This window comes from Haladaptatus sp. DJG-WS-42, from assembly GCF_037198285.1.
Lineage (GTDB): Archaea > Halobacteriota > Halobacteria > Halobacteriales > Halococcaceae > QDMS2.
The window spans coordinates 666,545-691,381 of record NZ_CP147243.1 but is presented as its reverse complement, the minus strand read 5'-3'; the positions used below and the strand labels follow the sequence as shown (position 1 = coordinate 691,381).

The window sequence follows — 24,837 nt, the reverse complement described above, 5'->3', positions numbered from 1 at the left end:
ACCACTTCTTACCCAACGGTTTCGAAACGCGTCACTCCCAGTCGTCTTCGACGACCGGATCGAAAAACTCGTAGCAGAAGTCGTAGGCTTTCCCTATCAGCAGCGGGAGCGCAAGCACGCTCACCCAGACGACCGCCGCGGCGACGAGGTCTCCGAGTCCTGTCTCGACACCGGAGCCTTCGAGGCCGATTTGCAACACCCACATGTGGTGTGGGTTGGCGTACCACACGTTTCAACCTCGCGCCGAAGCGCCGTATTCTGACCAGTCAGTCGCCCTGAATCGCGCTCATTATCCCAGCGCGCGTCTCCACCTCTGGGTTTTGCAATATCCAGTTTGGGTGAACGACCGGCCAACGGGCATCGCTCTTTGCGGGGGCTCCTCTCACTCTCAGAATCGGTTGTTTGTGGGGCCGGATGCCACAACGGGTTGGCGAGCGCACGACTTTACGCTCTCTGCCAGCCTACGCTCTGTATGCAGCTTCGTTCTATCGGCAGAGAGCGCGTCATCCACGCAACGGTCACTGTTCCGGCCAGCAGAGCCGCTGTCTGGGACGCCTGGACCACCGACGCGGGCGTTCGAAGCTTCTTCGCGCCCGACTGTACCGTTGACCTCGTCGTGATGGGCACCTACGAGCTGTTTTTCAGTCCCGATGCGGATGACGGCCTCCGCGGCGGCGAAGGCAACGTCATCCTCGCCATCGAACCGAAGCGGATGCTGAGTTTCACGTGGAACGCCCCACCGTCGCTGCCCACCGTCCGCGACCAGCGAACGAGCGTCGTTGTCCGCTTCCGTGACCTCCCGAACGACCGCACGCAGGTCACGCTGACCCACAGCGGCTGGGGCGAAGGCGCAGCGTGGACGAAGGCCTACGACTACTTCGTCGAAGCGTGGGCTGAAACGGTGTTGCCGCGGCTCAACGAACGCTTCGTGAGCGGGCCGGTTGACTGGGGCGCACTCTAAGTTCAGTTCGCAAAACCGGTCACGACTTCGACGCTTGCACCTCGTAGCGCGTCGGTGGCATCCCGCGCGGTCTCCAATCGTTCACTTGTCGGGCCGTGGCATGGTTTCAACTTCGCGGATACGGGGCGTCTTTTTGACTTTTGCGTACTGGCGTTTCCAGGCGTCGGCAGGGAACAGGTTGTTCCGGTCGAACAGGTCGCGGGCTTCTGTGGTAACCCCGTAGAACTTGTATGGATAGTTGCGAAGACGGGTGTCGAGTTCGTACTCTTTGACGACTTTCGCGTCGATGAGGATATTGAGATGTCTTCGGATGGAGTGGTCGCTGAGGTCGGGGTTCATGTAATCGAGTTCCTCAACGGTGGCCATGGTCGGGTGTCCAACGAGGTCAGCGATGATGTTCGCACGGGTTTCGTCGGTGGATTTCTGGAGCGCGAGCCACTCGTTGAAGCTGTCTGTCGCACTCGATGGGGTGTCGCTGGTGGTGTGGCGGATGTCGATATGGTTCCGGCCAGCGTTGCTCGGGTGCATATTTGTGTATATTGGGTCTGCCAACATAACTATTTGTATCTCAGTGAAGATGAATCTGTAAATGGTACTGCAACCAGTCTCGTAAAAAGTAGCAACGTGAAGGTGAAAGTAGTACGAGGATTAATGGTGTGACATTTCGACGGGTATGATAATGACGGTTCCTTCCGACATCGAGGAAGACGACGTTGAAGACGCGATACAGCATGTACTCGGCGACGCGGTTGTGGGGGTATTGACTCCCGAGGAGCACCAGACGCTGAAAAGCATCCTGAATGGCCAAGAACTACAGCGCATCAAGAATCACGAGCACCGTTACTTGGTTGTCGGGGCGGGTGACGACAGCGACGAAAACGAAGAGCCGAGTCCGGCGGCGAAACGTCGAGAATTGGTGTACGACCGATTAGACCGACGAGAGACGCCGCCGTCGGTGGCGATGCAGTTAGAAGATTTTGGGATAGAATCGGAGCAGATGGCGTTATGGTGGGGTGTATTCGATATTCTGTGTGGCCGAGCCTCCCATATTGTGGCGGTCATCGAGGATTTCGATGGCGGGTACACGTGGGAACTCGGAATGCTCGCCTCTCCGGCGTACCTGGCGAAGACGTGGGTGTTGAAGCGACAGTACTCGGATGACGAAACAGAACGAGAAAAGTACGATAACGGGATGGCGGCATCACACCTCGCCTTTCTTCTGCGGACAGAGCACGGGCAGACCTGGCGGGATGAACGGGAACTCAAACGGAAGACCGACAATATCCCGTAACACGGTTCCGGGGTACCCCAAGCGGTTCGGTTACTTGCCAGCACCGAACAGCTGGCGCGACACTAAAGAAACGGCTACCGCAGCGGGGTATCCAGCGGAGCAGGTCGGTATCGAACAGGAGGAAGCTAGAAAGTGGGTTGGCGCAGGAGTCTCAGTAGAATTGCAACAACCCCAACTCGCAACGACAGAGCTGCTTAGACAGAGTGAAATAAAAGGCTCAGAACGCCGAATTCAGTCAATTCGACATTCCAGTATCTACTTAGTCGCCGCCGCCGCCGAACATCTGGCGCATCATCGGGTGCATCTCCATGAGTTGCTCCTCAGCAATCTCCTCGTACAGTTTGTACGTGATGGAGACGGTGAGCAGCAGTCCCGTCCCGGAGACGGCACCGATGGTGCCGAGCATGTTCGCCATGACGGCGAGCAGGCCCACGAGGGCACCACCGATGATGGTGACCTGCGGGATGTAGCGTTCTAAGACCTTCTCCATGACACCGGGACTTTGGCGGAAGCCGGGAATCTGCATCCCCGAGCGCTGAATCTGGCGCGCGGTTGCTTCCGGCCCCATGTCGGTGGTCTCCACCCAGAAGATGGCGAAGATAGCTCCACCGATGACCATGAAGGTCAGGTCGATGAGCACGCGGATGATAATCATCCACGGCTCGGCCGTCGTCTGGCCAAGCCACCACATCCACTGCCCTGGTGACTGGATGGGAGCGAGGTAGTAGAACAACCCGCTCACGGGCTGGCCTTGGGCGTACGTGCCGACCCAGCCGGGCATTCCGGCCCACTGGGCCTCTAAGATGCGTCCGAGGAACTGGATGTTCGCTTGGAGCGCACGAACGAGGATCATCGGCAGGACGCTCGCGTAGATGAGTTTGACGGGGAAGCGACCGCGAGCTCCCTTCACACGCGAGTGCGAGAGGGGAATCTCGACGCGGACGCTCTCTGCGTACACGACCACACCGAAGATGAGGAGGGTCGTGATGAGCGCAAGAATCTGCCCTTCACCCATGAAGAGCACTTGCAAGCCCGGAACCGTCAGGAGGCTTGGCATGTCAACGCTGCCGGTAAGCATGCCGAACCACGTCGCAAACAGCCCGGCTTCGTTCGAGCCAATCCCGGGGACGGCGAAGAAGCCACCCACGAGACTTTGGCTCACACCGGCGATGATGAACAGGCCAATCCCTGAGCCAACGCCCCATTTCGAGACGACCTCGTCCATGAACAGGATGAGGATGCCGCCAACGAAGATCTGGGCGAAGATGAGCCACTTCACGCCGCCAAGGCCAATGCCGAGGCTCTGGGCGACCTGTGGGTCTGCGGGCAGGAAGTTTCCTGCGAAGACCATCGGGAGGCCGGTGAGCAGAATCATCACGACCACCAGGAACTTCTGGAGGCCCTGATAGAGGATCTGGTCTCTCGGGTTACTCGTGTCGAGGCCCAAGAGGTCGGCGCCGCCGAGTAGCTGCAGCACAATACTTGCGGTGACGATTGGACCGATACCGAGCTGCAGGATTGTCCCCTGACCACCCGCGAGGATGGAGCGGAACTGCCCGAACACGTCAGACTGCCCGGAGCCGAGTCCGTACAGGAACACGTTCGTCAGGAAGAAATACAACACCAGAATGCCCGCTGTCCAGCCGAGCTTGCGACGGAACGGCACGTGACCTTCCGGTCTGCGTACCGACGGCATTCGGGTGAGCACCGGTTCAGCAGCCTCCTTCCAGCCCATGGGTCTACTCCGCGTCCTCGTCTTCGTCTTCGTCGTCTGCTTCGAGTTCAGCCTGGCGCTCTTCGCCGCGCTCACTGAGGATGGCGTCGCCGCCTTCGCCCTCGATGAGCTCGCGTGCGCTCTCGCTGAAGTCGTCAGCCGTTACGACGAGCTGGTTACGAATCTGGCTGCCACCGAGCACTTTCACGACGTCGACGTCGTGACCGTCCTCGACGATGTCGCGGGCGTCCAGCTTGAAACCGTGGTCGGTCTCTTCTGCGAGACCGTCTGCGGCGTAGAGCACCGCGTTCTCGTCGAGCGTCTGGACGTCCACGGTGCGGACGTCTTCGCGGACGGACGGCGGCCGGGTGAACCCGTGTTTGCCAAGCGGTTCGTAGTTGTGGAACTCGTGTTTTGCGCGACCGGCGCGACCGCGGCCACCACGGTGTCCGGCACCACGCCGGTTCTTGTGGGTACCGCCGCTGTGGGTGCGCGAGCCACGCTGGCGTCGTTTCTTACTGGTCATGGTTATCGCATCGCCTCGAGGAGGTGGTCGATCTCCTCTGTCGTGTGCTTACCGAGTTCGCCACCCTCTTTAGTAACGTGCTTGATGCCGTTGTGCCCCTTGCGTGGGGGGTGGAGGCGAAGCACGGGAGAGAGGCCTTGCTCGCGGAGGTTCGTCTCTTCTGCGAAGAGCGCGTCTGCGAGGCTCTCGATGTCGTCGTAATCGGTGTTTTCTGCCACCCACTCGTCGTCGACGGTCGTGTCGCCTTCGAGCGGCTCTGCGCGCGTCCGAAGGAGCGTGACGACGACGTCCTTGCTTGGTTCACCGTGGGCAATGTAGTCGTTGACCTTGGTGACCATGCCACGGTAGGCCTCCGTGTCCGGGACGAAGGTCGCGTGGTTGACTTTGTGGATGTTGAGCATGGAGAGCGTGTCGCGGACGCCCTGTTCCATGTTCACTTCACCGCGAATCTGGACGAGTGCTCGCATTATTCGATCACCTCACGCTGCTCGCGGGCGTGCTGGGGCACGCGGGCCTCAGCCGTGTTGCGAAGCGCGTTGAAGGTTGCTTTTGCGAAGTTGACGGTCGTACGGGTGTTCCCCGACGAGCGCGTCCAGATGTCTTCGATACCGGCGAGCTCGAGCACCGAACGGACGGTCTCCCCGCCCGCGAGTCCAAGCCCGCGTGGGGCGGGCTGGAGTTCGACCTCGACGCTGCCTGCCTTGCCGGACGTGCGGAGTGCGACGGTGTGGGGTCGCCCACAGCCACATTCCCACGACCCGCAGCCACGCGAGACGTCGATGATGTTCAGTTTTGCGCGCTCGATTGCCTTCTGGATGGAGCCACCGACCTGGTCGTCCCGGCCCTGGGCGTAGCCAACGTAACCATCGCGGTTACCAATGGCGACGACCGAGCGGAACTTGACACGGCGGCCGGAGTCAGTCATGCGCTGGACCATGTTGATGTCCAGCACGTCGTCTTCGAGCCCCGGGAGGAGCTGGTCGACGATCTGGGGCTCCTTCAGCGGGAGACCCGAGCGGAGGGCATCTTCCATCGTGGTGATGTCGCCCTCTGCGACTTTCCGACCGAGACGGGTTCGTGGCTCCCAGCCGTTGTTGTTTCTGCTCATAGTTCGTTCTCCAGTCGTTCACGCACTTCGTCGAAGTGCTCGGGGAGTTCGGTCGCGTCGAACTCTCCGCTGTAGAGTGGTTCGTCGAGCGATGCTGCGTAGTCGGCAATGTGTTCGCCACGGGTGCGAGACCAGTCAGCGAGGACGCTCTCGTTGTGCGGGATGTCGAGTCCTGCATCGATTGCGCCTTCTTGAACTGCGAACACTTTGTTGCCGGGGGTTGCCGTGTTAAGGCCGATGTCGAGCACTGCCTCTTCGAGGCCTGCTGCGAGCGCGCGCTTGCCGGCGAGGAAGCCGGTCAGGTACGCTGCAGGCAGGTTACCAGTCGGGGCCTCCCAGCCAAACTCGGCGAGGTCGGCGGACGTTGCACTTGCAAGTGTCACGTCGCCTTCGTCTCCAGCCGTGATCAGCTGCGCCCTGATGTGCTGGTTGCTCTTTCGAGCGACCAGACGAGGCTTGCCGGATTTCAACAGGCGCAACCTCTGGTGGTAGTCCGTTCTGACCTCTCGGCGGCGCCGCATCGGAACCTTGTATCGTGGTCCGTTAGCCATTATTCGTCACCGTACTGTTGTTCGATGTAGTTGAGCAGGTACTGAACACTGCGGAACTCGCCACCGCTTGCCTTGTTGTAAAGCGAGCGGTACTGGGTGCGGTTGAGTTCACCCTCGTCGCGGAGTTCCTTGAGCTTCTTTCGCTGTGCGCGAATGCGGCTCGTCCAGTCCTTTTTCTTGTTCTGCCGTGCGCCAGCCTTCCCTTTGCGGGAACCGGGGCCTTTGCGGTGTCCGTAGGCGCGCTTCTTGTTGCGCTCACGGGCACGACCGCGGGAATTCCCGCGCTTGTCCTGTGCCTTGATGGAGCCATCTGCGACGAGTTCGCGGATGTCCTCGCGCGTGATTGCGTCTGCAATCTCGGCTGAGGCTTCTGGGTCCATCCAGACTTTGTTCTTGCCCACGTCTAAGACGTCGGCTGCGAGACGGCGCTGGGCTTTCAGGTCGCTCATTCTTCTGTCACCTCAACTTCGACGTAGGTTGGGTTGAGCACGCGGATGCCCTTCTCCTCTGCCTCCTCTTCGATGCGTTCGCGTTTGCGAGCACCGACGGAGCCAGCGATACGGGCTGCCTGCGTGTCACCGTCGACGCCTTCGAGGTCGTCGACGTTGAAGACGCGCACTTCTTCGAAGCCGCTTGGGTGGCGACCCCGAATCGATTTCGGGGTGCGGTAGCCTGCCTCGACCATCGGGCCCTTGCCCTTGATGCCGCGGCGCTGCTTCGAGAGACCGCCGCGTGGCTTGCGCCACGAGGTCGGCGTGCGCTTTTTCTTGTGGTAGTCCTGGCGGTTGAACTGCGGTTTGCCAGTGCGGGCGCGTGCTTGGAGCAGGCGCGCTTCCTCGTCGTCGAGGTCGGGGGTCTTATCGACCAGTCCGCGTGGCTGCAGTTCGGTCTCGACGTCTTCGGCGTCCGCCTCCTCGGCTTCTGCGTCTTCGTCTTCGACTTCGGCTTCCGTCTCCTCTGAGACTTCGAGGCCACCGACGTCCGCTTTGATACGGGCGGCGAGGGCGTTACCGATGCCATCAACCTCGGCGAGTTCAGACTGGGAGGCGCGTGCGACGGCTTCGACCGTTTCGAAGCCTGCTTCGCGGAGTGCCTCTGCCTTTGCCTCGCCGACACCGCTGATGTCGGTCAGTTCTTGTGGTTGGTCTTCGTCTGCCATCAGGCGTCACCTCGCTGTGGTTTTTCGATGATGTAGACGCCGTCCTGGAACACCCGTGTGTCTTTGCCTTTGACGCGCGTGAGCTGTTCGATGTCCGCTGCGGTCTGGCCGACGTGTTCTTTGTCGGGACCGGTGAGCGTCAGCTCCTCGCCGTCAATCTGAACTTCCGTGTCGCCGTGAACGGTGGTCCGTCGCGGGGACTTCTCACCGAGGAAGTTCTGGATGACAACGTCGTCACCTTCGACGCGAACCTGCATTGGGAAGTGAGAGTAGAAGACTTCCATCTTGTACTCCCATCCTGCGGTCACGCCGTGGAACATGTTCTCGATGTGACTCGAGAACGTCCCGATGGTGGCGTTCATCTTGGCTTTCTCAACGTCACTCTCGATGACGACAACGCTGTCGTCGACGGAGACGGTGACGTTCGGGTACCAGAGTCGGCGCGTTACCGATCCTTCTGGGCCGCTTACTGTGAGGTCGAAGCGGTCGACTTCGGCCGTCACATCGTCTGGAATTTCGAGTTCTACTCGTGCCATGGTTCAGTACACGTACGCGATAATTTGGCCACCGATACCCTGTTCGCGGGCCTCGTAGTGGCTCATGATCCCGTGGCTGGTAGTCACGACAAGCGTCCCGTAGTCACGGGCTGGGAGGAACCGTTTCTCCCATCGCTCGTAGTCGTCTGCACCCGCCGAGTAGCGGGGCTTGACCGAACCACATTCGTTGATCGCGCCTTTTAGTTCAACCTCGAATCGACCGGCTTTGCCGTCTTCGACGAACTCGAAGCCGTTGATGTACCCGCGGTCGTAGAAGACCTCAAGCACGCTGCCGATGATATTCGAGGCGGGCTCAACTGTCTGGGTCAGATGACCGACGCTCTCGGCGTTGTCGATGCCGGAGAGTGCGCTGCTGAGTGGGTCGTTATCTGCCATGTTACTTGTATTTCTTGAAGCCCATGCTTCGGGCAATCTCACGGAAGCACTGCCGGCAGAGCCAGATGTCGTACTTGCCAACAAGGCCTTGTTTGCGACCGCATCGCTGGCACTGTTGGAGCTGGCCCGTCCGCTTCGTGGCGTGCTCGCCGAGTTCCTCGCTCATTTGTTCACCTCCACGTCATACGTCGATTCGAGGTACGCGATTGCGTCCTCGACCGTCAGCTTGTGGGCCGACGGAATCTGTCGATTGACCTTGTCGCGCTTTGCGACACGGTAGCCGGGACGGACGAGGTTGACGGTGACGTCAAGCCCGTAAATCCCGATGTTCGGGTCGTACTCCTGGCTTGGGAACTCCGTGTGTTCCGGAACGCCGAAGCTGAAGTTGCCGTTGTCGTCGAACTGCTTTGGTTTGAGGTCGACGAGCGTGAGCGCCGTCGTGAGGAACTCTTCTGCGTCCTCGTGGCGGAGCGTCACTTTGGCACCGATTGGGTCACCCTCGCGGATGCCGAAGTCCGGGACCGTACGCTTTGCGAGCGTCCGAACGCTCTGCTGGCCGGTCACGTCTTCTAAGATGTCTTCTGCGTTGGCGAGCTCGCGCCCACCGCGGCCGACACCCATGTGGACGACGACTTTTTCGACACGGGGCTGTCGCATTGCGTGGAACTCAGCCTCGCTCATTCGTCGTCACCTCCGGTGAAGTTCTCGTCGATAACGACGACGTATTCTTCGACCGTTTCGAACGAGCCGTCGTCTTGGGAGACGACGACGCGGTTCGAGGCAGACGATGGGGCAACTTCGATGTTCTCGATGGTGCCGATTTCGCCTGCGTGCTGTCCCTTGATTGCCGTGACGAGCGCGCCCTCTTCGTAGACGAAGTGGGCAACGACTTCTGCGTCACTGGACACGACGAGCGAGTCGCCGCCGTTGTAGCCAGGGTCCTCGTCGAAGAGGAGCGTCTGGCCGTTGTGGAGAGACAGCTGCGTCTTGCCACCCTGCACGCTGCGCTTGCCCGTGATCTTGCCGAGTTTCGAGTCTGCGGCATCGCCGGGGATGGCGGTGAGTGCGAGGCGACCTCCCTCGTCGGGGAAGACGCGGTAGTATTCGTCGCGTTCGGTGAACGACAGGATGTCGAACATGCCGATTGGGCGACGTTCGTCGGTTACTTGCTTGCCGTTTACGAGCACCGTACCCTGGTTGAGCGCGTAACGTGCTTCCTTCTTCGAGTCGACGTAGCCGAGTACGTCGCGAAGAACGATGAGCAGCGGCACACCCTCTTCGCCGTGGGGGCCTGCGCCCGCTTTCACGGTGAAGACAGCGGTCTTACGCTCGACCGGCCAGGAGTTTGGCACTGAGAGTCGCTTCTGGTGATTACTCATTGTCTTCCTCCAGGCGCGCCTCGCGGACGTCGTCTTCCAGGTTCAGCTCGGTCACGCGGACGTTGCTGGTGTCGAGTGCACGGGGGACCTCTTCGCCGTCTGCCTTTTCGAGGGTCACGCCCTCGACGTAGATGACGGTCTTTTTGAGGTCAACTTCCATGACTTCGCCTTCTTCGCCAGCGAAGTCGCCGCGCATAACCTCGACGGTGTCGCCCACGTTCACGCGGACGTTTCGCTTGCCGTACTGCTCACGGAGGTCGTCCGAGAGCGTGGCACGAACCTGGCGCTGACGCTTGTGCAGCGGTGCGCGCTCGGTCTGGTTGCGCTGTTTGGTTGGTTGTCGAGTCATACTATCATCGTAGCTGTGGAAGCGATGCTTCCGAAGCGTTCTGCGACCTCTCGCCCGATTGGACCTTTAATCTCGGTCCCGCGAGGGTCTTCGTTCTCATCGACGATGACGGCGGCATTATCCTGGAACTTGACGCGCTGCCCGTCTGGGCGGCGAATCGGTTTCCGCTGGCGGATAATGACGGCCTCGAGGACCTGCCGGCGCATTTCCGGGGTCCCCTTCGTCACGGAGACGGTCACCTTGTCCGCGAGCCCCGCTTTGGGGTGGCGGTTAATGGTGCCGGAGTAGCCGGCAACACTGATGACCTTGAGTTCGCGTGCGCCGGTGTTGTCGGCACACTTGATAATCGAACCCTTTTCGAGCCCTTGGGTGATGTCGGCTTTGAGCGCCTTCATCAGGCATCGCCTCCTGTTGTTTCGACCACGACGTGTGCTTTCGTCTTCGAAAGCGGTCGTGTCTCTGCTATACGAACCGTGTCGCCGACCTCCAGACCCAGGCACTCTGGTGCGTGGGCCGGGATGCGAGAGCGTCGCTTCATGTACCGGTCGTACTTTGGTACTTTCACGTCGTACTCTCGTTCGACGATCACGGTTTTCTCCATATCCGTCGAGGCGACTTTGCCTTCGAGGAGCTGACCACGCACGGCAAGCGAGCCGTGGAATGGGCAGTTCTCGTCGGCGCAAGTGGCCTCCGGTTCTGGTACGTTCAGTCCTAACGCCATTTGGAATCTCCTGTAGTTTCTGTGCGAAGAGCAGGGTGTGAGAGCAGTCGGGCCCCATCCACCGTAACGTAAGCCGCATCCTCGCCTGCTGGTTTGGATGCGGTCCCGGCCTCCTTGCGGTCGGCCGCAGCTTCATCTATGGGTCCGAACTCGAGTGTCGAGGCCTGCTTTGGCACGTGCTTCGTCCGAGACCCCACCTCGATGCTGAGCATCTGGGTGGTTTCGCCCACCACACGCCCCGCTATCCCGACTACGTCGGGGTTTGGGGCAGCAGCGACCCGCACGTGCAGGCCGATGAGTTCGTGTCGTGGGAGTGTCTCGGGGGTCAGCATTCCTTATTCCTCGTCTGCGTCGCCTTCCTCCGCCTGAATCGTCTTGATTCGGGCGATGGTTCGGCGAAGTTCTGAAGTTCGACCGGGGTTCTCAGGCGCGCCACCGGCGGCCTGGATTGCGCGGTCGTTCAGTAGTTCAGTTTCGAGTTCTTCGAGTTCCGCCTCGCGCTCTGCGGGCGTCATGTCACGAATCTCGTCGGTGTAGAGAATCGCCATTATTCCTCGTCCTCCTCGTCGTCATCGTCTTCCATCTCAGAGAGCAGCTCTTCTGCTTCCTCTTCGACGGCTTCGTCGAGGTCGTCGAGTTCTTCTTCGACGTCGGCGTCCTCACTCTGGGAGTCTGCCTCGTCGTCGTCGGCTTCGACGTCCGCTTCTTCGACGATTTCTTCCTCTACGACTTCGTCAGCCTCGGGGGCCGGTTCTGCGTCGTCGACTGGCTCGTCGTCCTCGTCGGACTCTGCGAGCAGGTCTTCGACGCCGTCGTCGTCAGACTCGACTTCCGGTGCGGCTTCGATGTCCACGTCGTCGTGGATTTTGAAGTCGTCGGGCAGTCGCGCCTCTGGTGGGATGATCTTCACCGTAACGCCAATCGTACCGAGTTTCATGACGGCGACGCCCTGACCCTCGTCGACGATGGCTTCTGCGGGTTCACCGTTGTGCTTGATGTAGCCACGGTTGAACTTCTCCACGCGTGAGCGTGCGCCAGTGACCTTCCCGGAGAGGACGATTTCGGCGCCAAGTGCGCCTGCGTCCATGATGCGGTCGATGGTCGTGTGACCGGCTTTCCGGAAGTACCAACCGCGTTCGAGCGCGTTGGCGAGGCGGTCTGCGACAATCTGCGCATTCAGGTCTGGTTCTTCGACTTCCTGAACGTCGATTTGTGGGTCTTCGAGATTGAATCGCTCTTCGAGCTGGCGGGTAACCTTTCGGATGTTCTTCCCGCCTTTGCCGATGACCATCCCGGGCTTCTCAGCCTTGAGGATAATCTGCGTACCCATCGGCGTCTTAGCGACTTCCATGCCGCCGTAGCCTGCGCGAGCGAGTTCTTCGCCGAAGAACTCGTCGATGGCGGTACGCTGGAGACCGTCTTCGATGAATTGGTGTTCGTCTGCCATCAGTTTTCGACCTCCTCAACGATGATTTCGACGTCAACCTGTGGGGTGTTCCACGCGGTGGCGCGGCCCATGGCACGCGGTTTGCGGCCGGGCACTTCGCCAACCTTGTGGGCGGCGATGTGGACGATCTCCATCGTGTCGCCGTCGAAGCCCTGGTTGCCTGCGTTCGCGGAGACGTTTTCGAGCAGGTCGAGGAAGGCCTTCGATGCCTTCTCTGGGTAGCGACCTGCGTCCCAACCGTCGATGTCCGACCGGTGGCCGACGCCCGAGTTGTGGGACTTAAACGGCACCGAGCGCTTGCCTTCGACGACCTCTGCGAGGTAGTCCTTGGCTGCGCCGACGGTCATGCCCTTGATTTCGCGGGCAATCTCCTTGCTGTGCTTGTGACTCATGTGACGCTCCCGAAGCATCGCTTTCGCGGTGGTGTCCGGGTCTGCGTCCACGCTGTAGCTGATTCCCATGGTTTACTTGAGGGGCACGAACTTCGAGGAACGGGTTGCCCCGATACCAGCCTGTCCGTGGGTAACCGACGTGCGCGTGAGCTGGAACTCGCCCAGGTAATGGCCGATCATTTCCGGCTCGATACGCACGCGCTCGAACGACTGTCCCGTGTAGACGGAGAACGTCTTGTTGACGAACGCCGGAAGGACAGGCATGTTGCGCAGGTGCGTTCGAATCGGGTTGTTGGCCGACTCTTGCGCGTCTCGGTTAGCTGCCTTTTCCATGAGCTTCTCCTGCTCGATGGACAGGCCGCGTTTGATACTTCGCCGCATCCGTGCGGGGAGCAGTTCCGCAACTTCGTCGAGCTCCATGTCCTGCAGCTCTTCGAGCGTGTGACCGCGGTAGGTGAACTCACCCTCACGGCCGGTACGGTAGTCAGAACTCATTTGGAACCTCGCTTTCTGCCAGTGCGTTTGGACGCAATGTCACCGACCTTGCGGCCCGGTGGTGCGTTACGCGAGACGGACTTCGGTCGTCCTGGGTGCTGGCGGCCACCGCCACCGAACGGGTGGTCAACGGCGTTCATCGCAACACCACGGACGCGAGGCCACTTCGACCCGCGTGCCTTCATCTTGTGGTACTTCTTCCCGGCTTTGACGACCGGTTTCTCGGTGCGGCCACCACCAGCGACCACGCCAATCGTGGCGCGACACTGTGGGTCAAGCCGCTTGATTTCGCCACTTGGCAGTTTCACGACTGCGTTCTGGCGGTTGTGGGTGATGAGCAGTGCGCTCACACCAGAGGCGCGAGCGAACTTGCCACCGTCACCAGGCTGGCGCTCGACGTTGCACACCGGAATCCCCTCAGGGACTTCGGCGAGCGGGAGCGTGTTGCCGGGTTTGATTTCGGCGGTGATGCCGACTTGCACGGTGTCGCCTACACCGACGCCTTCGGCGACGAGGATGAGACGCTGGTCACCGTCTTCGAATTCGACGGCGGCGATCGGCGCACTCCGTGCTGGGTCGTGCTCGATGTCAACGACCGTGCCGGAGATGACGTCCGCGTCCTCAACCTTACGGTGGGAGAGCTCTGCTTTGTATCGGTGCGATGGTGCCCGGAACGTGGGCGTCCCGCGACCGCGACGTTGGCCAAGAATTCTGCGTCCCATGGTTAGAACACCCCAATTCGTGAGGCGACTTCTTGCGCGTCGTCGTCGTCAGACAGCGACACCGTCGCTTTCTTCGTGCCTTTCGGGGTCACCTGCGTGTTGACGGAGGTGACCGACACGTCGAAGCGCTCTGAAATCTCTGCTTTGATCTCGTCCTTGTTCGCGTCTAAGTCCACGATGAACTGGAGCTTGTTGTCGAAGTCCATGGCGTTCATCGCCTTCTCAGTCACGTACGGGTACTTGATGAGGCTCATCGGTTTGCGACCTCCTCTACGGCGCTTTCCGTCCAGATGGTGAGGCGACCGGGCTGTGTGCCGGGCGCTAAGTCCTCTGCGGACACGTTCGCCGCGGTTGCGACGTCTGCGCCTGCGAGGTTACGAGCCGCCTTCGACGGCTCGCCTGCGGTGACGAAGAGGATGGACGTTGGACGGCGGTACTTACGACCGCGCATCTTCCCTTTGCCTGCGCGAACCTTGCGGTCCTCTGCGCGCTCGATGTCGGCGTCGACGCCGAGGGCGGAGAGCAGCGAGACGACTTCCTGCGTCTTCAGCAGGTCTTCGAACTCGTCAGAGACGACGAGCGGGAGCGAAACGTCTTCGTCGAACTGGTGACCGCGCTCGGCCACGAGTTCGGCGTCAACCGTCGCGGCGATTGCGCTGCGGACGGCGAGTTGGCGCTCTTTGTCGTTGATGTTGAGCGAGCGGTCCTTTTCGGGTTTTGGTGGGTGCGCTGGGCGACCACCGACGGCCTGTGGGACGGCACGCCCGACGCCGTTCTGGCGTGGGACATGAGCCATACCACGGCCACTACCCATCGATTCCGCGGGCGTTCGGAGCCCGGCGTATCGGTCGGAACCGTAGTCCTGTTTCCGGTTTGCCTGAGCGGCGAGGACAGCGCGCTTGATGAGGTCGGGACGGAACTCCGTCTCGAACACCTCGGGAAGGTCAAGCGAACCGGCCTCAGAGCCGTCCAGACTGCGAATTGTTGCCTTCATTATCCTTGGTTCGATGCGGTGGAGACGTAGCGCACCTCAGGGTCGAGGCGCGGTTGGTCGTTCGGTCGGACGGCTGGTCGGAAGCGCAGGAGGCGCTTGTCGGGGCCCGGAAGCGAGCCCTTGACGAGCGCGTATGGGCCGTCGACTTCGCCGTAGCCGACGAAACCGCCGTCGACGCTGGCGTCGTCGCCATCGCCGAGCGCGATGAGCCGTTTGTTCAGCTCGGTGCGCTGGTGGTAGCCCATCTGCCCCTGCTGTGGAACGGTCGAGCGAACGCGGCTCGGGTTCCACGGGCCGAGGTTGCCAATGCGACGCCGCCATCCCTGGCGGGCGTGCTTGCCCTTGCGTTTCTGGACGCCCCAGCGTTTGACGGGCCCTTGGGTACCCTTACCCTTGGTGATCCCGCCAACGTCGAGGTACTCACCGGCGCGGAAGACGTCCGACATCTCGTGGACGCCGCCTTCGGCGATGAGTTCGAGTCCGTACTCGGCGCGCTCTTCGATGGAGCCCCCGCCGATGCGGGATTCCATCACGTCAGGGCGCTTCTTTGGGACGCCGTTGATGTCGGACGGCACGGTGTGCGTGATGACACGCAGATCCGCGACGGTACCGGCATCGAGGGCTTCCTGCAGCTCTTCTTTGGCACTTTCATCTTGCTCGCTTGGGACGTCTAAGACGCGGGAGAGTTCCGGGTGGAACTCATCGGTCCAGACTTCCGTCAGCGGACGCTTTCCATACGGCGTTTGTTCGTAGGCACGGAGCGCGACAGCGCGCATTGGCGGCGTTTCCACGATGGTGACGGGGACGGTTTCCTCCATCCCGTTGCGAGGCGATTCTGCCTCGTCGTTAATCATCACCACGTGGGTCATGCCGGCTTTGTAGCCTGCGAAGCCTTGCAGTGCGGGCTGACCGTCGTCTGCTGGCCAGGAGCCGAACCGCGGGACTTCACTTGCCGCGCGTTTTCGCGGCCCGTAGCCCAGCGAACCTTTGCGTGGTCTGCTTGGTTGTGGCATCGTATCACTCTTTGAGTGTCAGGCAGGCAAGCACGGCGAACAGTGCTTCTTCCGTTCGCACGGTCTTGCTACCTTGATTCGGGATCGCATTGAGCCAAAGGTCGAACCGGCTGGGTGCGCCTGATTCGACACGCGGAGCGTCCGCGTCTGTGTCCCAGATCCCGCTCCGATGAGCGGCGATCTCAGCTTCCTCAACGCCGAAGATTTCCACAAGCCCTCTATCGGGCGCCCCAAACACGATGGTCGCTCCATCGGTCTGGATGCGCCCGGCCAGCGTTCCGAGTCGCCCCACGGAGAGTGCTTCCCCGTGGCGCGAGGTTGCAATTCGGAACCCAGCGTCCTCACGGCCGAGTGCTTCTGGGAGGTCCATGCGTTCGACGGCAAACCCGGGTGGGGCTTGGTCGACGATTTTCGCACGGACCGGACGTCGCGAAGAGATCCTGATGGTCACGCGCTCCCCCACACCGGGCGACTCCATGGATGGAGGCACGATGAGGGAGATCGGGTGTTGCAGTCCGCAATTGACCCGAACGCGCCCGTCAGGTCCGACCTCGGTCACGATTCCCTGTCTTATCGACTCCGAATCGTCTGATTCGGAGCCGGTCTGTGTCGCGGTGCGAAGCGGGGGGAGAATGCCCGCATACTGCAACTCGTCGCGCTTGCCCCACGCCTCCTTGCGGAGGTAGGGGGGCGTTGCGGCGTACCGGAGTACGGTCTCGACGAAGTCGCCTTCCCATCGATTCTCCCCTGCTTCGTCGGGGAAGATGGTCACGCGGTCTACGTTGAATATCGTAGCCGCGCGGGCGACGTAGCCGATTTTTCGAGTTGCCTCGCGTTTGTCCTCGGCCTCTCTGACGAGAGACGAGGGAACGAGGATGCTGACAGTCATACTGTCCGCATTCGCGCCTCGACACTAGACTGTGGCGATTGTACCGTATCCTGTGGTAAAAAGGCCTCGCTTCGTCTGCGGGCGTGTGAGGGCCTGACACTCACGTTTGCGTGAGTTTTGGCACAGTTTGGTTCGCCCCGCCCTCACACGATTTTCGCCCCTGATTCGCAACTCTTTTATTCCATCCTCCACCTCTATTCGAATGCAGTTGAACGCCGAAACAGGCACGCGCTGATAGTGTAGTGGTATCACGTGACCTTGCCATGGTCACAACCTGGGTTCAAATCCCAGTCAGCGCACTTCTACCGAGAACAACACCGTGAGCGACGCTTGCGTCGCTCACACGTCCGTTCGAGGGTGTGTGCGGTACCGTGGCGATTTGAATCAGGGAGCGAGAGGTGAGCGAAGCGAACGGGAGCGACTGTGGTTCAAATCCCAGTCAGCGCACTTCTTCAAATTCAAATCTTCCAGCGACGCGTTTTATCGCGTCGCAATGGCTGAATTTGCTGTCGTCGTACTACTGGGATTTGAAGCACGGAACGAGTGAGCGACGCGAACGAAGTTCAGGTGGTTCAAACGCAGGAGAGCCTTTGGCTCTCCAAGGCTCGCAAACGCGAAGCGTTTGCTCACTCCCAGTCAGCGCACTTCTACCGAGAACAACACCGTGAGCGACGCGTGCGTCGCTCACACGTCCGTTCGAGGGTGTGTGCGGTACCGTGGGATTCTGAACTAAGGAGCAAATCTCTGATTTGCGACTGGCGTTCAAATCCCAAAGTGGTCTGCGACCGCTTCGACGTTCGTGAAAGTGGTGCTTTCACTCACTCCCGCTCTTTCGTCCCGTACTGCGCAAGAAACACGACGACGCCGAGAATCCCGAAAAATCCGTACACCACGCCTCGGACTTTCGGGCGTGAAAGGTCTCGTCGCGTTGACTCTGAATAGACGTAGTAGCCTACGGTTGGCCAGAAGATGAGGAGATACAGGCCAATACGCAACAGTGCGCCATTCCCTGCCGTGAGCCAGTCCATATTCTCAGTTGGACCTGTGGCCGTATGTAGTTATTTGGATGACATTAGGTGTGCCTTACGCGTGCGTGCTCGTTCGCGTGCGAAACTACCATTATAAAAACAAAGAATGAAACCGCAGATGTGTCGCTAGTCGTCGGCTTCGAGAGCGACTTCCTGTGGCACGCCATCGACCGTGACGCCGCCGGTGAGTTGGCGGTACGGGTACGGCATGTCGATGCCTTCGGCGTCGAATCGCTCTTTGACGGCTTGCACATATTCAGACCGCGTGCGAACGAAGTCGGCGCGGTTCGGCTCTTTTATCCAGAAGCGTGACTGGAGACCAACGGCGCTGTCGCCGAGTTCGGTGACGCGAACCGACGTCGCAGGGTCGTCCAGAATGTCGTCGTTCTTCTCGGCTTCTTCGACGATGATGTCCGTCGCCTGATTGATGTCGTCGTCGTAGCCAATGCCGAAGACGAACTTCTGGCGGAGCGTATCGAACGCGACGGGGTTGATGAGCGGGTTGTTCGCGAGGTCGGCGTTCGGGACAGTGATGAGCTGGTTGTCGAACGTCTTGACCCGAGTGACCCGGAGGTCGATGTCTTGGACGCGCCCGGCGTAGCCCTCCCACTCGATCCAGTCGCCGATTTCGAACGGTTTGTCTTTGAGGATGAACAGCCCGGCGACGAAGTTGCTGAGCAGGTCTTGGGCGGCGAAGCCAAAGGCGAGTGCGAGTGCGCCCCCGAGGGTTGCAAAGGCGGCGAGGAACGCACCGAAGCCAGCGACGGTGAAGGCCACGGCGACAGCGAAAAAGAGGGTGAGGACGCCGACCACCTTCTCCGCGAGGTTCGCAATCGTCTCGTCGAAGCCGCGTTTGTCCATGGCGCGGCTGGCGAGCGGCGCGACGATGGCTCGTCCGATGATGTAGACGACGACGAACGCGAGGATGAAGGCTGCAACTTTGCCGAGCAGGCCAGCGTACTGGGCCATAATCCCTTCGACTGTCGGTGGAACCCCTACCTGTAACATCATTTCTCTGTACCCATCGGCAAGGACGGTGTGGGTAAAATACTACTGGCTATCTGTCACGAATCACTCGTCTTCGCGCGGCGACCAGCGAATCTCGAAGCCAACGGTGCCGTCACCGAGATGCAGCGGCGACTCTGTTGTGTCCGCGGTCACGTTGAGCGGGCGCGGCAGGGTGATTTTCGTCCCATCTGCAGTGACGACCAACTCGTCTATGTCTTCTCGTTTAAGGAGGGCGTCCAGTTCAGCGAGTCGTTCTGTCAGGTGGGTGCGGTCGATGTCGGACTGTTTTTCGAGCGGACGAATCCCGCCGACGACCGGTTCGATGTTCACGTCCTTGCTCCGATTCGAGAGGACGGCGTTGATTGCCGCGCCGATGAGGATGACGAGGCCGCTGAAGTAGAGCCATGTTAGCAGGATGATGATGCCGCCGATGATACTACTCTCGTCACCGCCGGTGTAGAGGCGAAACAGCGTCTCGAAGACGACGAGGCCAACAGCGGCGAACCCGACGCCGGGGAGCACTTCGCGCACCGAGACGTCCGTGTCGGGGAAGATGTAGTACATGGGGAAGAAGGCGAACGAGAGGCCCACCACGAGGATACCGCGTTGGACGACCCACCGAAGTGCAGGCGACCCGAATTCGGGAAGACTCGTCTCGACCCAGCCGCCGATGAGCAAGGCAAGGGCGACTGCCACCAGCACGATGAGGCCGTCGCCGAGCGAGTCGAAAAAGGTGTTCTCAGCTTCGGTTTCGTAGATGTCAGAGAAGGCGGTATCGAGCCCGCGGAAGATGCGGAGCGTCCCCCAGACGAGGACGACAAGCCCGATGATTGACACGCCGGTTGAACTCCCGCCGGTCTGGAGTTCGGTGATGAGAATATCGCCCGCATCTTCGGTCAAGACGGCCTGCATCAGGCGGCTGAACCCCTCTTGCAGCGTCTGGTTTCCGACCGTTGAGATGACAGCGGTGACGAGCAAGAGAAGCGGCAACAGCGACACGAATGCGTGGTAGGCAATCGAACCTGCCATGAACGTGATGTTCTCCGTCCGAATCTCGTGGACGACGGCGCGGGCCACGGTGACCGGCCGGTCGAGGCGCGCGTTCATACCACTATCACGTCACCACACCGGAAAAACACGATGGCGAGGACAACGATTTTGCGGCTGGCGGGTGCGCTCTCTGCTATGACCGTCGTTGCACTTCTCAGCGTCGCGCCTGTCCGTGAAGGCAGTATGGCAGACGAAGTCGCGAAAGCCGTCGCCGCCCTCGATGACTTCGCCGTCGAATACGAAACGAACCCGATGGGAACCGTCATCGAGACCGACGACATTGGCGAACTGTTCGCCGCCGTGCAAGCCGCCCACCAAGCCGTAGACGGCGACCGGGTGAGCACGGTTCTCAAAATCGATGACAAGCGGACGAAAACCCAGACTGCCCGCGAGAAAGTAACGGCCGTCGAACGCGTCCTCGGCCACGAGGCGCGAAGCGACCGGTAGTCTCGAACTGAAAAACGGTTTATCCGGCGGCCCGCAATCGTGGGCATGGAGAGTCTCAACCGGATGACGCTCGAACTCGTCGATGAAGCGCTCGACTTCGCCGACGAACTCGCAATCGAGGCGTTTGCCCTCGACAACGAAGCGACCGTCCTCGACTTCGGCGTCGAAGCGCTCGGCGGCATCGAGGCCGGACTGTTGCTCGCAGAAATTCAGACGGCCGGGCTTGCCACCATCCAGACGCGCATGGACGAAGTCGCTGGCGCGCCCCTGCCCCACGTCGAACTGTCCACCGACCATCCCGCATTTGCCCTGCTGTGCTCGCAGAAAGCCGGCTGGGAACTCGCCGTCGAAGACTTCGAAGGCCTCGGGAGTGGCCCGGCCCGCGCGCTCGTCGCAGAGGAGTCTGAGTTCGACCGCGTTGGCTACAAAGACGACTTCGACTTTGCCACCCTCGCCGTCGAATCGGAGCGCCTTCCCACCGAAGCCGTCGCAGAACACGTCGCGGAACTAACTGATGTGTCGCCAAACGCCGTCTTCCTCCCCGCCTTCTCGACGGCGAGCATCACGGGCAGCGTCACCATCGCCGCTCGCGCCGCAGAACTCGCCGTCTTCCGCCTCTCGGAACTCGGCTACGACCCACTTTCGGTGCTCTCTGTGAGCGCAAGCGCCCCCGTCGCCCCCGTCGCCGGAAGCGAGGAAGCCGCGATTGCCCGCACCAACGACGCGCTCGCCTACGGCGGACAGGTGCACCTCGTCGTTGAAGACGAGTTCGACCGCTTCGACGAAATCGTCTCGTCTGCGACCGACGACTTCGGCACGCCGTTCGCGGAGATTTTCGAGTCGGTTGACTGGGAGTTCTACGACATCCCCGAGAGCCTGTTCGCCCCGGCACAGGTCACCATCGACGTGGTCGGCGGCCCAACCCACGTGTTCGGTGACACCCACGAAGACCTGCTCGCGGAGAGTTTCGAGCTGTGAAGTTCAAAGTCGTCCCCGTGCCGCCCGAGTCGCTCGATTACATCGAGACAGCCCACCGTGCCGTCCCGCTCGTCGCCGGCTCCGTGGACGACTGCTGTGCGCGGATGATGGCGAAAGCGGACGTCCCTGCCCGCGACCAAGCCCGCGAGTGGCTCACCTTCTTACAGGCGCTCGGCCTCGCAAACGAGGGTGACTCCGGCTTTTCGCGCATCCGCAAGGAGTACGATACCGCAGACCTCGCCGCCGCGTTCCGCGAGCGCATCTTCGGCGCGGACGACCTCCTCACCCTCCTCGAAGCTGCAGACGAGCCGCTCACGTCGGCCGAAGTCTTCGATCGCTTCGAAGAACACGTCCCGAACTGGGAGCGCCACCGCAACCCCGAAACGTGGGAGGACATCTGGACAGAGCGCGTTCGACGCATGCTCGACTGGGCTGTGCTCTTGAACCTCGCGGACCGAACTGCCGACGGTTACCGAGCCTGAGCCTTTTGTCCGTCGGGCGCATTCTCTCGGGTAATGACCGCTGTCGATACGATTCTCTTCGACATTGACGACACCCTCTGTACGTATCGTCGCCCCGCCACAGACATCCTCGACCACTCGTTTGAAATCTCCGGCGTTGAGCCGTTTTTCACCGTGCGCGACTACTTCGCTCGCTTCCACGAGTTCACTGACGCGGACACCATCGACGAACTGCGCGCAAACTGCTTCGCCGCGATTGCAACCGACGGCGGCTACGACGAGTCAGTGGGCAGAACCGTCGCGGAGGTGTTCGCCGCAGAACGCGACCACGGCGACGTGACGTTCCTGCCCGGTGCGAAAGAAGCGTTAGCAGCCCTCTCTGACCATCACCTCGGCATCGTGACCAACGGCAGCCCGGAGATGCAAGCGCCGAAACTCGACAGCCTCGGCATCCGCGACCACTTCGACGTGGTCGTCCACGCTGGCTACGACGGCCCAGCGAAACCCGCACCAGACCCGTTCTATCGGGCACTCGACGCGCTCGACTCCGCGCCCGACCGCGCGGTTCACGTCGGCAATTCCCTCGAAGCGGACGTGCCGGGCGCGCAAGCCGCCGGCGTCGGCGCAGTGTGGGTGCCAGACCACACCGGCGCAACCCCAGACAAACACCACCCGGACTACACCGTCGAGACGCTCCACGACCTGCTCGACAAACCGTGGTCTGCCTGAGATGGCCGCGACGGTTGCCATCCGCGAGGAGTTGCCGACTGTAGACCAGTTTCTCACCCTCCGCGAGGCCGCGGAAATGGCTCCACGCTCGCGGGAAGCCGTCGAACAGGGCCTGCCGAACTCGGTGTTCGGCGTCGTCGCGGTTCACGACCAGACCGACGACGTCGTCGGCATGGGTCGTATCGTCGGTGACGACGGCTCTGTCTACCACCTCTGCGACATGGCCGTCCGCCCCGAGTTTCAGGGACAGGGCCTCGGCACGCGTATCATGGACGCGCTCATGGCGTACGTCGAGGAGACGGCTCCGCCACAGGCCTACGTGAACCTCATCGCAGACGTAGACGGCTTCTACGAGCGCTGGGGCTTCGAGCCCACGGCCCCGGCGTCGAAGGGGATGTTTCTGCGGACGGAGTAGGCACCAGACCTTTGCTATCGCTCGATGAAACCTTACGCCATGACGACGGAGGGGACGCTCACCGACACGTATCTCGCTGCCATCCAGCACGACCTCGCAGAACTACCCGAAGAGACGACGCTCGTCGGTGTCGTCCGCAAACCGACCCGGTGGTTCTCGGGTGCAGTAGACGAGAACATCCCCGCACTCGGACCTCCTGCAGACCTCCTCTCTGCGACCAAAACCCGCCACGAGGACCTGAAGCTCCAAGGTTTCTGTGACGAAGAGGCCCACAACGCCGCGTGGGATGGGTGCGATTTCGAATCGAGATACCGCGAGTACTTGACGACCGACGAGGCGCAGGCTGCGATGCAGCGGCTCCGCTCACGGCTGGAATCCGGTGAGAACATCGCGCTCGTCTGTTTTGAAAACACAAACAAAAAGCGGTGTCACCGGACGATTCTGCGTGCCGAACTCGAAGCCCGTCGGTGACTACTCGGACACTTTCGTGACCGTCCCGACGCCCTTGCTCCGCCCTTCGCGGAAGACGAATCGCTGGCCGACTTCGACGTGGTACGGCCGGAATTTGAAGCGGACGCGGGTGCCGCCTGTGTCACCGGGGAGCAGCTGCCCCTCGCTTGGCGTGAACGTCACCGTCTCGCTGATGGTCTCTAAATGGATGACCGGTTCGTAGCCGTCGCCGATGCGCGTCGGGTGGTTGAGAACCATCACGTCGGCTTCGAACTCGCGGACGGCAGTCGGCGCTGCGTCGCGGCGGACGAGCACCATCCCGCGCTGGATGTCGCCTTCTTTGACGCCTTTGAGCGCGATGCCGACGATGCGGCCCGCCTTCGCGTGGTCGACACGGTGGTAGTGCATCTCGATCGAACGCACCTCGACCTCGCGGTAGGTGCCATCCGCCATCGGCCCAAGCAAGAGTTCGTCGCCTGCATCGACCGTTCCTGACCGAATCGTCCCGGAAGCGACGGGACCGACCCCCACGACGTTGTACGACCGGTCTACGTACATCGAAAAGTCGCCTTCGCCGTAGGCCGTCTTCGGGAGTCGTTCGAACAGGTTATCAAGCACGTCTAAGCCCTCCATCGTGACCGAACTCGTCCGGAGGATGGGGATGACGCGTGGGCTAATCTCCTCGATTGCCGAATCCACGCCGTGGCGGGCAATCGAGAGCGGCGCTTTGCCGGCCATGCGGAGCATGCGTTCGATTTCGTGTTCGACCGCCACGACGCGGTCTTCGGTGACGGCATCGATTTTGGTTATCGCAACGATGGTCGGCAAGTCCATCGCCAGCAACACCCCGAGGTGTTCTTTCGTCGTCTTGGTCGGGCCGTCGTCCGCGGCGACGACGAGCAGGCCGTAATCGAGCTTCTGGCCAACCAGCCCGCGAATCGTCGTCCGAAGCCACGGTTCGTGGCCAACCGTATCGACGAAGGAGACGAGTCGGTCTGCTTGTTCGACGATGTGCGCGCGCTCTTCTTTGCGGAAGGGGTTGTGCATCCGTAGCGGCCCCTCGTCGGTGAAGCCGTACACGCCATACGAAAGGTCAGCAGAGAGACCGCGTTCGACTTCGTGCGGTTGCACGTCGAGATAGGTGCGCGTTCCGCCTTCGCCATTGTCGGCTTGTCCAGTGACAAGCGAGCCAACGAGCGTGCTCTTACCGTGGTCTACGTGTCCAGCGGTGCCAACCACGATGTGCTCGTCATCGGTTTCGAGGACGCCGCCTTCTTTTACCGTGGCGACGCCGACGATGCCGTCGTTTATGCCCCACGTCTGTACCGCTTCGATGTGGGCACCGGCTTCGTCTGCGAGAAATGAGAGAACGTCCATCGATTCTGCAAATGCGTCGGGTTCGAGGCCCGCCAGCCCGCCGTCGTCGGTGACACCAACGACGTACAGTGCCTCGCCGCCTCCGGAGAGAACGCGGTGGCGCAGTTGCGCCGCGAGGCTTTCGAGCCGGCCACCTGCCAGGTGCAGGTCCTTGCTGAGCCGTTCTTTGAACTCGACGTTGCCATCCTCTTGTTCGCCACGTTGGAGCGCTTTCTCGAGGATAGCCCGGTCGGGGCTCATGAATCACCATA

Annotated in this window: 39 protein-coding genes and 1 tRNA gene; 9 read left to right on the top strand and 31 right to left on the bottom strand. The window is 61.3% G+C overall.

Annotated elements, in window-relative coordinates:
* Positions 1–31: 31 nt before the first annotated feature.
* Positions 32–229, bottom strand: coding sequence for a hypothetical protein (locus V5N47_RS03890; protein ID WP_338729536.1), 198 nt, complete (start codon positions 227–229; stop codon positions 32–34).
* A gap of 243 nt (positions 230–472) precedes the next feature.
* Between V5N47_RS03890 and V5N47_RS03885 the strand changes: the two genes are divergently transcribed.
* Complete coding sequence (locus tag V5N47_RS03885) at positions 473–961, top strand: SRPBCC domain-containing protein (protein WP_338729535.1); 489 nt, start codon at positions 473–475, stop codon at positions 959–961.
* 81 nt (positions 962–1,042) lie between these two features.
* Here V5N47_RS03885 and V5N47_RS03880 read toward each other — a convergent pair whose 3' ends face one another.
* The gene (locus V5N47_RS03880) at positions 1,043–1,489 is read right to left on the bottom strand and encodes an ArsR family transcriptional regulator (protein ID WP_338729534.1); all 447 of its coding nucleotides are present in this window, start codon (positions 1,487–1,489) and stop codon (positions 1,043–1,045) included.
* Positions 1,490–1,640: 151 nt separating this feature from the next.
* On the opposite strand from V5N47_RS03880, the gene V5N47_RS03875 reads away from it, so the two are divergent.
* Complete coding sequence (locus tag V5N47_RS03875; protein ID WP_338729533.1) at positions 1,641–2,252, top strand: hypothetical protein; 612 nt, start codon at positions 1,641–1,643, stop codon at positions 2,250–2,252.
* Positions 2,253–2,511: 259 nt separating this feature from the next.
* On the opposite strand, the gene secY is transcribed toward V5N47_RS03875, so the two are convergent.
* Genes secY through V5N47_RS03750 form a run of 25 tightly spaced genes read right to left on the bottom strand, consistent with a single transcriptional unit; the run spans position 2,512 to position 16,643 of the window.
* The gene (gene secY / locus V5N47_RS03870; protein WP_338729532.1) at positions 2,512–3,987 is read right to left on the bottom strand and encodes a preprotein translocase subunit SecY; all 1,476 of its coding nucleotides are present in this window, start codon (positions 3,985–3,987) and stop codon (positions 2,512–2,514) included.
* A gap of 4 nt (positions 3,988–3,991) precedes the next feature.
* A complete protein-coding gene (locus V5N47_RS03865; protein ID WP_338729531.1) occupies positions 3,992–4,492 on the bottom strand; it encodes an uL15m family ribosomal protein in 501 nt (166 codons plus the stop codon).
* Between the two features lie 2 nt (positions 4,493–4,494).
* Positions 4,495–4,959, bottom strand: a complete 465-nt coding sequence (gene rpmD, locus V5N47_RS03860) for a 50S ribosomal protein L30 (RefSeq protein WP_338729530.1) — start codon at positions 4,957–4,959, stop codon at positions 4,495–4,497.
* A complete protein-coding gene (locus V5N47_RS03855) occupies positions 4,959–5,600 on the bottom strand; it encodes a 30S ribosomal protein S5 (protein ID WP_332899769.1) in 642 nt (213 codons plus the stop codon). The genes rpmD and V5N47_RS03855 overlap by 1 nt, the downstream gene beginning before the upstream one ends.
* Positions 5,597–6,151 carry a 50S ribosomal protein L18 gene (locus V5N47_RS03850; RefSeq protein WP_338729529.1) on the bottom strand — a complete coding sequence of 185 codons (555 nt, stop codon included), beginning with the start codon at positions 6,149–6,151 and terminating at the stop codon, positions 5,597–5,599. Before V5N47_RS03850 ends, V5N47_RS03855 begins: the two co-directional genes overlap by 4 nt.
* Positions 6,151–6,600 carry a 50S ribosomal protein L19e gene (locus V5N47_RS03845; protein WP_338729528.1) on the bottom strand — a complete coding sequence of 150 codons (450 nt, stop codon included), beginning with the start codon at positions 6,598–6,600 and terminating at the stop codon, positions 6,151–6,153. The genes V5N47_RS03850 and V5N47_RS03845 overlap by 1 nt, the downstream gene beginning before the upstream one ends.
* On the bottom strand, positions 6,597–7,310 hold the full coding sequence (locus tag V5N47_RS03840; RefSeq protein ID WP_338729527.1) for a 50S ribosomal protein L32e: 714 nt from the start codon (positions 7,308–7,310) through the stop codon (positions 6,597–6,599). The genes V5N47_RS03845 and V5N47_RS03840 overlap by 4 nt, the downstream gene beginning before the upstream one ends.
* Positions 7,310–7,846, bottom strand: coding sequence for a 50S ribosomal protein L6 (locus V5N47_RS03835; protein ID WP_338729526.1), 537 nt, complete (start codon positions 7,844–7,846; stop codon positions 7,310–7,312). The genes V5N47_RS03840 and V5N47_RS03835 overlap by 1 nt, the downstream gene beginning before the upstream one ends.
* 3 nt (positions 7,847–7,849) lie before the next feature.
* A complete protein-coding gene (locus V5N47_RS03830) occupies positions 7,850–8,242 on the bottom strand; it encodes a 30S ribosomal protein S8 (protein ID WP_338729525.1) in 393 nt (130 codons plus the stop codon).
* 1 nt (position 8,243) lies between these two features.
* Complete coding sequence (locus tag V5N47_RS03825; RefSeq protein ID WP_332899763.1) at positions 8,244–8,408, bottom strand: 30S ribosomal protein S14; 165 nt, start codon at positions 8,406–8,408, stop codon at positions 8,244–8,246.
* The gene (locus tag V5N47_RS03820; RefSeq protein WP_338729524.1) at positions 8,405–8,923 is read right to left on the bottom strand and encodes a 50S ribosomal protein L5; all 519 of its coding nucleotides are present in this window, start codon (positions 8,921–8,923) and stop codon (positions 8,405–8,407) included. The genes V5N47_RS03825 and V5N47_RS03820 overlap by 4 nt, the downstream gene beginning before the upstream one ends.
* A complete protein-coding gene (locus V5N47_RS03815) occupies positions 8,920–9,621 on the bottom strand; it encodes a 30S ribosomal protein S4e (protein WP_338729523.1) in 702 nt (233 codons plus the stop codon). The genes V5N47_RS03820 and V5N47_RS03815 overlap by 4 nt, the downstream gene beginning before the upstream one ends.
* A complete protein-coding gene (gene rplX / locus V5N47_RS03810; protein ID WP_338729522.1) occupies positions 9,614–9,970 on the bottom strand; it encodes a 50S ribosomal protein L24 in 357 nt (118 codons plus the stop codon). The genes V5N47_RS03815 and rplX overlap by 8 nt, the downstream gene beginning before the upstream one ends.
* Complete coding sequence (locus V5N47_RS03805) at positions 9,967–10,365, bottom strand: 50S ribosomal protein L14 (protein ID WP_338729521.1); 399 nt, start codon at positions 10,363–10,365, stop codon at positions 9,967–9,969. Before V5N47_RS03805 ends, rplX begins: the two co-directional genes overlap by 4 nt.
* Positions 10,365–10,691, bottom strand: a complete 327-nt coding sequence (locus tag V5N47_RS03800; protein WP_332899758.1) for a 30S ribosomal protein S17 — start codon at positions 10,689–10,691, stop codon at positions 10,365–10,367. Before V5N47_RS03800 ends, V5N47_RS03805 begins: the two co-directional genes overlap by 1 nt.
* Positions 10,682–11,023, bottom strand: a complete 342-nt coding sequence (locus V5N47_RS03795; RefSeq protein WP_338729520.1) for a ribonuclease P protein component 1 — start codon at positions 11,021–11,023, stop codon at positions 10,682–10,684. The genes V5N47_RS03800 and V5N47_RS03795 overlap by 10 nt, the downstream gene beginning before the upstream one ends.
* A gap of 3 nt (positions 11,024–11,026) precedes the next feature.
* A complete protein-coding gene (gene rpmC, locus V5N47_RS03790; protein WP_332899756.1) occupies positions 11,027–11,239 on the bottom strand; it encodes a 50S ribosomal protein L29 in 213 nt (70 codons plus the stop codon).
* Positions 11,239–12,138, bottom strand: a complete 900-nt coding sequence (locus V5N47_RS03785; RefSeq protein ID WP_338729519.1) for a 30S ribosomal protein S3 — start codon at positions 12,136–12,138, stop codon at positions 11,239–11,241. The genes rpmC and V5N47_RS03785 overlap by 1 nt, the downstream gene beginning before the upstream one ends.
* The gene (locus V5N47_RS03780; RefSeq protein ID WP_338729518.1) at positions 12,138–12,599 is read right to left on the bottom strand and encodes a 50S ribosomal protein L22; all 462 of its coding nucleotides are present in this window, start codon (positions 12,597–12,599) and stop codon (positions 12,138–12,140) included. The genes V5N47_RS03785 and V5N47_RS03780 overlap by 1 nt, the downstream gene beginning before the upstream one ends.
* 3 nt (positions 12,600–12,602) lie before the next feature.
* Complete coding sequence (locus V5N47_RS03775) at positions 12,603–13,025, bottom strand: 30S ribosomal protein S19 (RefSeq protein WP_338729517.1); 423 nt, start codon at positions 13,023–13,025, stop codon at positions 12,603–12,605.
* Positions 13,022–13,747, bottom strand: coding sequence for a 50S ribosomal protein L2 (locus tag V5N47_RS03770; protein ID WP_338729516.1), 726 nt, complete (start codon positions 13,745–13,747; stop codon positions 13,022–13,024). The genes V5N47_RS03775 and V5N47_RS03770 overlap by 4 nt, the downstream gene beginning before the upstream one ends.
* Before the next feature lie 2 nt (positions 13,748–13,749).
* Positions 13,750–14,001 (bottom strand): 50S ribosomal protein L23, encoded by a 252-nt coding sequence (locus tag V5N47_RS03765; protein WP_332899751.1) that lies wholly within the window; start codon positions 13,999–14,001, stop codon positions 13,750–13,752.
* Positions 13,998–14,741, bottom strand: a complete 744-nt coding sequence (rpl4p, locus tag V5N47_RS03760) for a 50S ribosomal protein L4 (RefSeq protein ID WP_338729515.1) — start codon at positions 14,739–14,741, stop codon at positions 13,998–14,000. Before rpl4p ends, V5N47_RS03765 begins: the two co-directional genes overlap by 4 nt.
* Entirely contained in the window at positions 14,741–15,754 is a 1,014-nt protein-coding gene (locus V5N47_RS03755) for a 50S ribosomal protein L3 (RefSeq protein ID WP_338729514.1), read from the bottom strand. The genes rpl4p and V5N47_RS03755 overlap by 1 nt, the downstream gene beginning before the upstream one ends.
* Before the next feature lie 4 nt (positions 15,755–15,758).
* Positions 15,759–16,643 (bottom strand): RNA methyltransferase, encoded by an 885-nt coding sequence (locus tag V5N47_RS03750; protein ID WP_338729513.1) that lies wholly within the window; start codon positions 16,641–16,643, stop codon positions 15,759–15,761.
* Positions 16,644–16,871: 228 nt separating this feature from the next.
* Here V5N47_RS03750 and V5N47_RS03745 point away from each other — a divergent pair.
* Positions 16,872–16,942: transfer RNA gene (locus tag V5N47_RS03745), tRNA-Gly, on the top strand.
* A 519-nt stretch (positions 16,943–17,461) separates the two neighbouring features.
* On the opposite strand, the gene V5N47_RS03740 is transcribed toward V5N47_RS03745, so the two are convergent.
* From V5N47_RS03740 to V5N47_RS03730, 3 genes are all read right to left on the bottom strand, one after another.
* Positions 17,462–17,671: a hypothetical protein gene (locus V5N47_RS03740; protein ID WP_338729512.1), complete on the bottom strand. Its 210-nt coding sequence runs from the start codon at positions 17,669–17,671 to the stop codon at positions 17,462–17,464.
* Positions 17,672–17,797: 126 nt separating this feature from the next.
* Positions 17,798–18,682, bottom strand: a complete 885-nt coding sequence (locus V5N47_RS03735) for a mechanosensitive ion channel domain-containing protein (RefSeq protein ID WP_338729511.1) — start codon at positions 18,680–18,682, stop codon at positions 17,798–17,800.
* Positions 18,683–18,742: 60 nt separating this feature from the next.
* Entirely contained in the window at positions 18,743–19,786 is a 1,044-nt protein-coding gene (locus V5N47_RS03730; RefSeq protein WP_338729510.1) for a YihY/virulence factor BrkB family protein, read from the bottom strand.
* A gap of 78 nt (positions 19,787–19,864) precedes the next feature.
* Between V5N47_RS03730 and V5N47_RS03725 the strand changes: the two genes are divergently transcribed.
* From V5N47_RS03725 to V5N47_RS03700, 6 genes are read left to right on the top strand one after another with little or no spacing between them, the layout of a single operon-like run.
* On the top strand, positions 19,865–20,176 hold the full coding sequence (locus V5N47_RS03725) for an MTH1187 family thiamine-binding protein (RefSeq protein ID WP_338729509.1): 312 nt from the start codon (positions 19,865–19,867) through the stop codon (positions 20,174–20,176).
* Positions 20,177–20,221: 45 nt separating this feature from the next.
* A complete protein-coding gene (mch, locus tag V5N47_RS03720) occupies positions 20,222–21,154 on the top strand; it encodes a methenyltetrahydromethanopterin cyclohydrolase (protein WP_338729508.1) in 933 nt (310 codons plus the stop codon).
* Positions 21,151–21,636: a hypothetical protein gene (locus tag V5N47_RS03715; protein ID WP_338729507.1), complete on the top strand. Its 486-nt coding sequence runs from the start codon at positions 21,151–21,153 to the stop codon at positions 21,634–21,636. Before mch ends, V5N47_RS03715 begins: the two co-directional genes overlap by 4 nt.
* Before the next feature lie 33 nt (positions 21,637–21,669).
* Entirely contained in the window at positions 21,670–22,344 is a 675-nt protein-coding gene (locus V5N47_RS03710) for an HAD family hydrolase (RefSeq protein WP_338729506.1), read from the top strand.
* Between the two features lies 1 nt (position 22,345).
* Positions 22,346–22,759, top strand: coding sequence for a GNAT family N-acetyltransferase (locus V5N47_RS03705; protein ID WP_338729505.1), 414 nt, complete (start codon positions 22,346–22,348; stop codon positions 22,757–22,759).
* Positions 22,760–22,798: 39 nt separating this feature from the next.
* On the top strand, positions 22,799–23,230 hold the full coding sequence (locus V5N47_RS03700; RefSeq protein ID WP_338729504.1) for a DUF488 family protein: 432 nt from the start codon (positions 22,799–22,801) through the stop codon (positions 23,228–23,230).
* Here V5N47_RS03700 and V5N47_RS03695 read toward each other — a convergent pair whose 3' ends face one another.
* On the bottom strand, positions 23,231–24,826 hold the full coding sequence (locus tag V5N47_RS03695; RefSeq protein WP_338729503.1) for a GTPBP1 family GTP-binding protein: 1,596 nt from the start codon (positions 24,824–24,826) through the stop codon (positions 23,231–23,233).
* Between the last annotated feature and the right edge of the window lie 11 nt (positions 24,827–24,837).

Bases quoted from the DNA above. Each gene is read 5' to 3' on its own strand.
- V5N47_RS03885 (WP_338729535.1), top strand. From the start codon at position 473: ATGCAGCTTCGTTCTATCGGCAGAGAGCGCGTCATCCACGCAACGGTC.
- V5N47_RS03880 (WP_338729534.1), bottom strand. From the start codon at position 1,489: ATGCACCCGAGCAACGCTGGCCGGAACCATATCGACATCCGCCACACC.
- V5N47_RS03875 (WP_338729533.1), top strand. From the start codon at position 1,641: ATGACGGTTCCTTCCGACATCGAGGAAGACGACGTTGAAGACGCGATA.
- secY (WP_338729532.1), bottom strand. From the start codon at position 3,987: ATGGGCTGGAAGGAGGCTGCTGAACCGGTGCTCACCCGAATGCCGTCG.
- V5N47_RS03865 (WP_338729531.1), bottom strand. From the start codon at position 4,492: ATGACCAGTAAGAAACGACGCCAGCGTGGCTCGCGCACCCACAGCGGC.
- rpmD (WP_338729530.1), bottom strand. From the start codon at position 4,959: ATGCGAGCACTCGTCCAGATTCGCGGTGAAGTGAACATGGAACAGGGC.
- V5N47_RS03855 (WP_332899769.1), bottom strand. From the start codon at position 5,600: ATGAGCAGAAACAACAACGGCTGGGAGCCACGAACCCGTCTCGGTCGG.
- V5N47_RS03850 (WP_338729529.1), bottom strand. From the start codon at position 6,151: ATGGCTAACGGACCACGATACAAGGTTCCGATGCGGCGCCGCCGAGAG.
- V5N47_RS03845 (WP_338729528.1), bottom strand. From the start codon at position 6,600: ATGAGCGACCTGAAAGCCCAGCGCCGTCTCGCAGCCGACGTCTTAGAC.
- V5N47_RS03840 (WP_338729527.1), bottom strand. From the start codon at position 7,310: ATGGCAGACGAAGACCAACCACAAGAACTGACCGACATCAGCGGTGTC.
- V5N47_RS03835 (WP_338729526.1), bottom strand. From the start codon at position 7,846: ATGGCACGAGTAGAACTCGAAATTCCAGACGATGTGACGGCCGAAGTC.
- V5N47_RS03830 (WP_338729525.1), bottom strand. From the start codon at position 8,242: ATGGCAGATAACGACCCACTCAGCAGCGCACTCTCCGGCATCGACAAC.
- V5N47_RS03825 (WP_332899763.1), bottom strand. From the start codon at position 8,408: ATGAGCGAGGAACTCGGCGAGCACGCCACGAAGCGGACGGGCCAGCTC.
- V5N47_RS03820 (WP_338729524.1), bottom strand. From the start codon at position 8,923: ATGAGCGAGGCTGAGTTCCACGCAATGCGACAGCCCCGTGTCGAAAAA.
- V5N47_RS03815 (WP_338729523.1), bottom strand. From the start codon at position 9,621: ATGAGTAATCACCAGAAGCGACTCTCAGTGCCAAACTCCTGGCCGGTC.
- rplX (WP_338729522.1), bottom strand. From the start codon at position 9,970: ATGACTCGACAACCAACCAAACAGCGCAACCAGACCGAGCGCGCACCG.
- V5N47_RS03805 (WP_338729521.1), bottom strand. From the start codon at position 10,365: ATGAAGGCGCTCAAAGCCGACATCACCCAAGGGCTCGAAAAGGGTTCG.
- V5N47_RS03800 (WP_332899758.1), bottom strand. From the start codon at position 10,691: ATGGCGTTAGGACTGAACGTACCAGAACCGGAGGCCACTTGCGCCGAC.
- V5N47_RS03795 (WP_338729520.1), bottom strand. From the start codon at position 11,023: ATGCTGACCCCCGAGACACTCCCACGACACGAACTCATCGGCCTGCAC.
- rpmC (WP_332899756.1), bottom strand. From the start codon at position 11,239: ATGGCGATTCTCTACACCGACGAGATTCGTGACATGACGCCCGCAGAG.
- V5N47_RS03785 (WP_338729519.1), bottom strand. From the start codon at position 12,138: ATGGCAGACGAACACCAATTCATCGAAGACGGTCTCCAGCGTACCGCC.
- V5N47_RS03780 (WP_338729518.1), bottom strand. From the start codon at position 12,599: ATGGGAATCAGCTACAGCGTGGACGCAGACCCGGACACCACCGCGAAA.
- V5N47_RS03775 (WP_338729517.1), bottom strand. From the start codon at position 13,025: ATGAGTTCTGACTACCGTACCGGCCGTGAGGGTGAGTTCACCTACCGC.
- V5N47_RS03770 (WP_338729516.1), bottom strand. From the start codon at position 13,747: ATGGGACGCAGAATTCTTGGCCAACGTCGCGGTCGCGGGACGCCCACG.
- V5N47_RS03765 (WP_332899751.1), bottom strand. From the start codon at position 14,001: ATGAGCCTCATCAAGTACCCGTACGTGACTGAGAAGGCGATGAACGCC.
- rpl4p (WP_338729515.1), bottom strand. From the start codon at position 14,741: ATGAAGGCAACAATTCGCAGTCTGGACGGCTCTGAGGCCGGTTCGCTT.
- V5N47_RS03755 (WP_338729514.1), bottom strand. From the start codon at position 15,754: ATGCCACAACCAAGCAGACCACGCAAAGGTTCGCTGGGCTACGGGCCG.
- V5N47_RS03750 (WP_338729513.1), bottom strand. From the start codon at position 16,643: ATGACTGTCAGCATCCTCGTTCCCTCGTCTCTCGTCAGAGAGGCCGAG.
- V5N47_RS03740 (WP_338729512.1), bottom strand. From the start codon at position 17,671: ATGGACTGGCTCACGGCAGGGAATGGCGCACTGTTGCGTATTGGCCTG.
- V5N47_RS03735 (WP_338729511.1), bottom strand. From the start codon at position 18,682: ATGATGTTACAGGTAGGGGTTCCACCGACAGTCGAAGGGATTATGGCC.
- V5N47_RS03730 (WP_338729510.1), bottom strand. From the start codon at position 19,786: ATGAACGCGCGCCTCGACCGGCCGGTCACCGTGGCCCGCGCCGTCGTC.
- V5N47_RS03725 (WP_338729509.1), top strand. From the start codon at position 19,865: ATGACCGTCGTTGCACTTCTCAGCGTCGCGCCTGTCCGTGAAGGCAGT.
- mch (WP_338729508.1), top strand. From the start codon at position 20,222: ATGGAGAGTCTCAACCGGATGACGCTCGAACTCGTCGATGAAGCGCTC.
- V5N47_RS03710 (WP_338729506.1), top strand. From the start codon at position 21,670: ATGACCGCTGTCGATACGATTCTCTTCGACATTGACGACACCCTCTGT.
- V5N47_RS03705 (WP_338729505.1), top strand. From the start codon at position 22,346: ATGGCCGCGACGGTTGCCATCCGCGAGGAGTTGCCGACTGTAGACCAG.
- V5N47_RS03700 (WP_338729504.1), top strand. From the start codon at position 22,799: ATGACGACGGAGGGGACGCTCACCGACACGTATCTCGCTGCCATCCAG.
- V5N47_RS03695 (WP_338729503.1), bottom strand. From the start codon at position 24,826: ATGAGCCCCGACCGGGCTATCCTCGAGAAAGCGCTCCAACGTGGCGAA.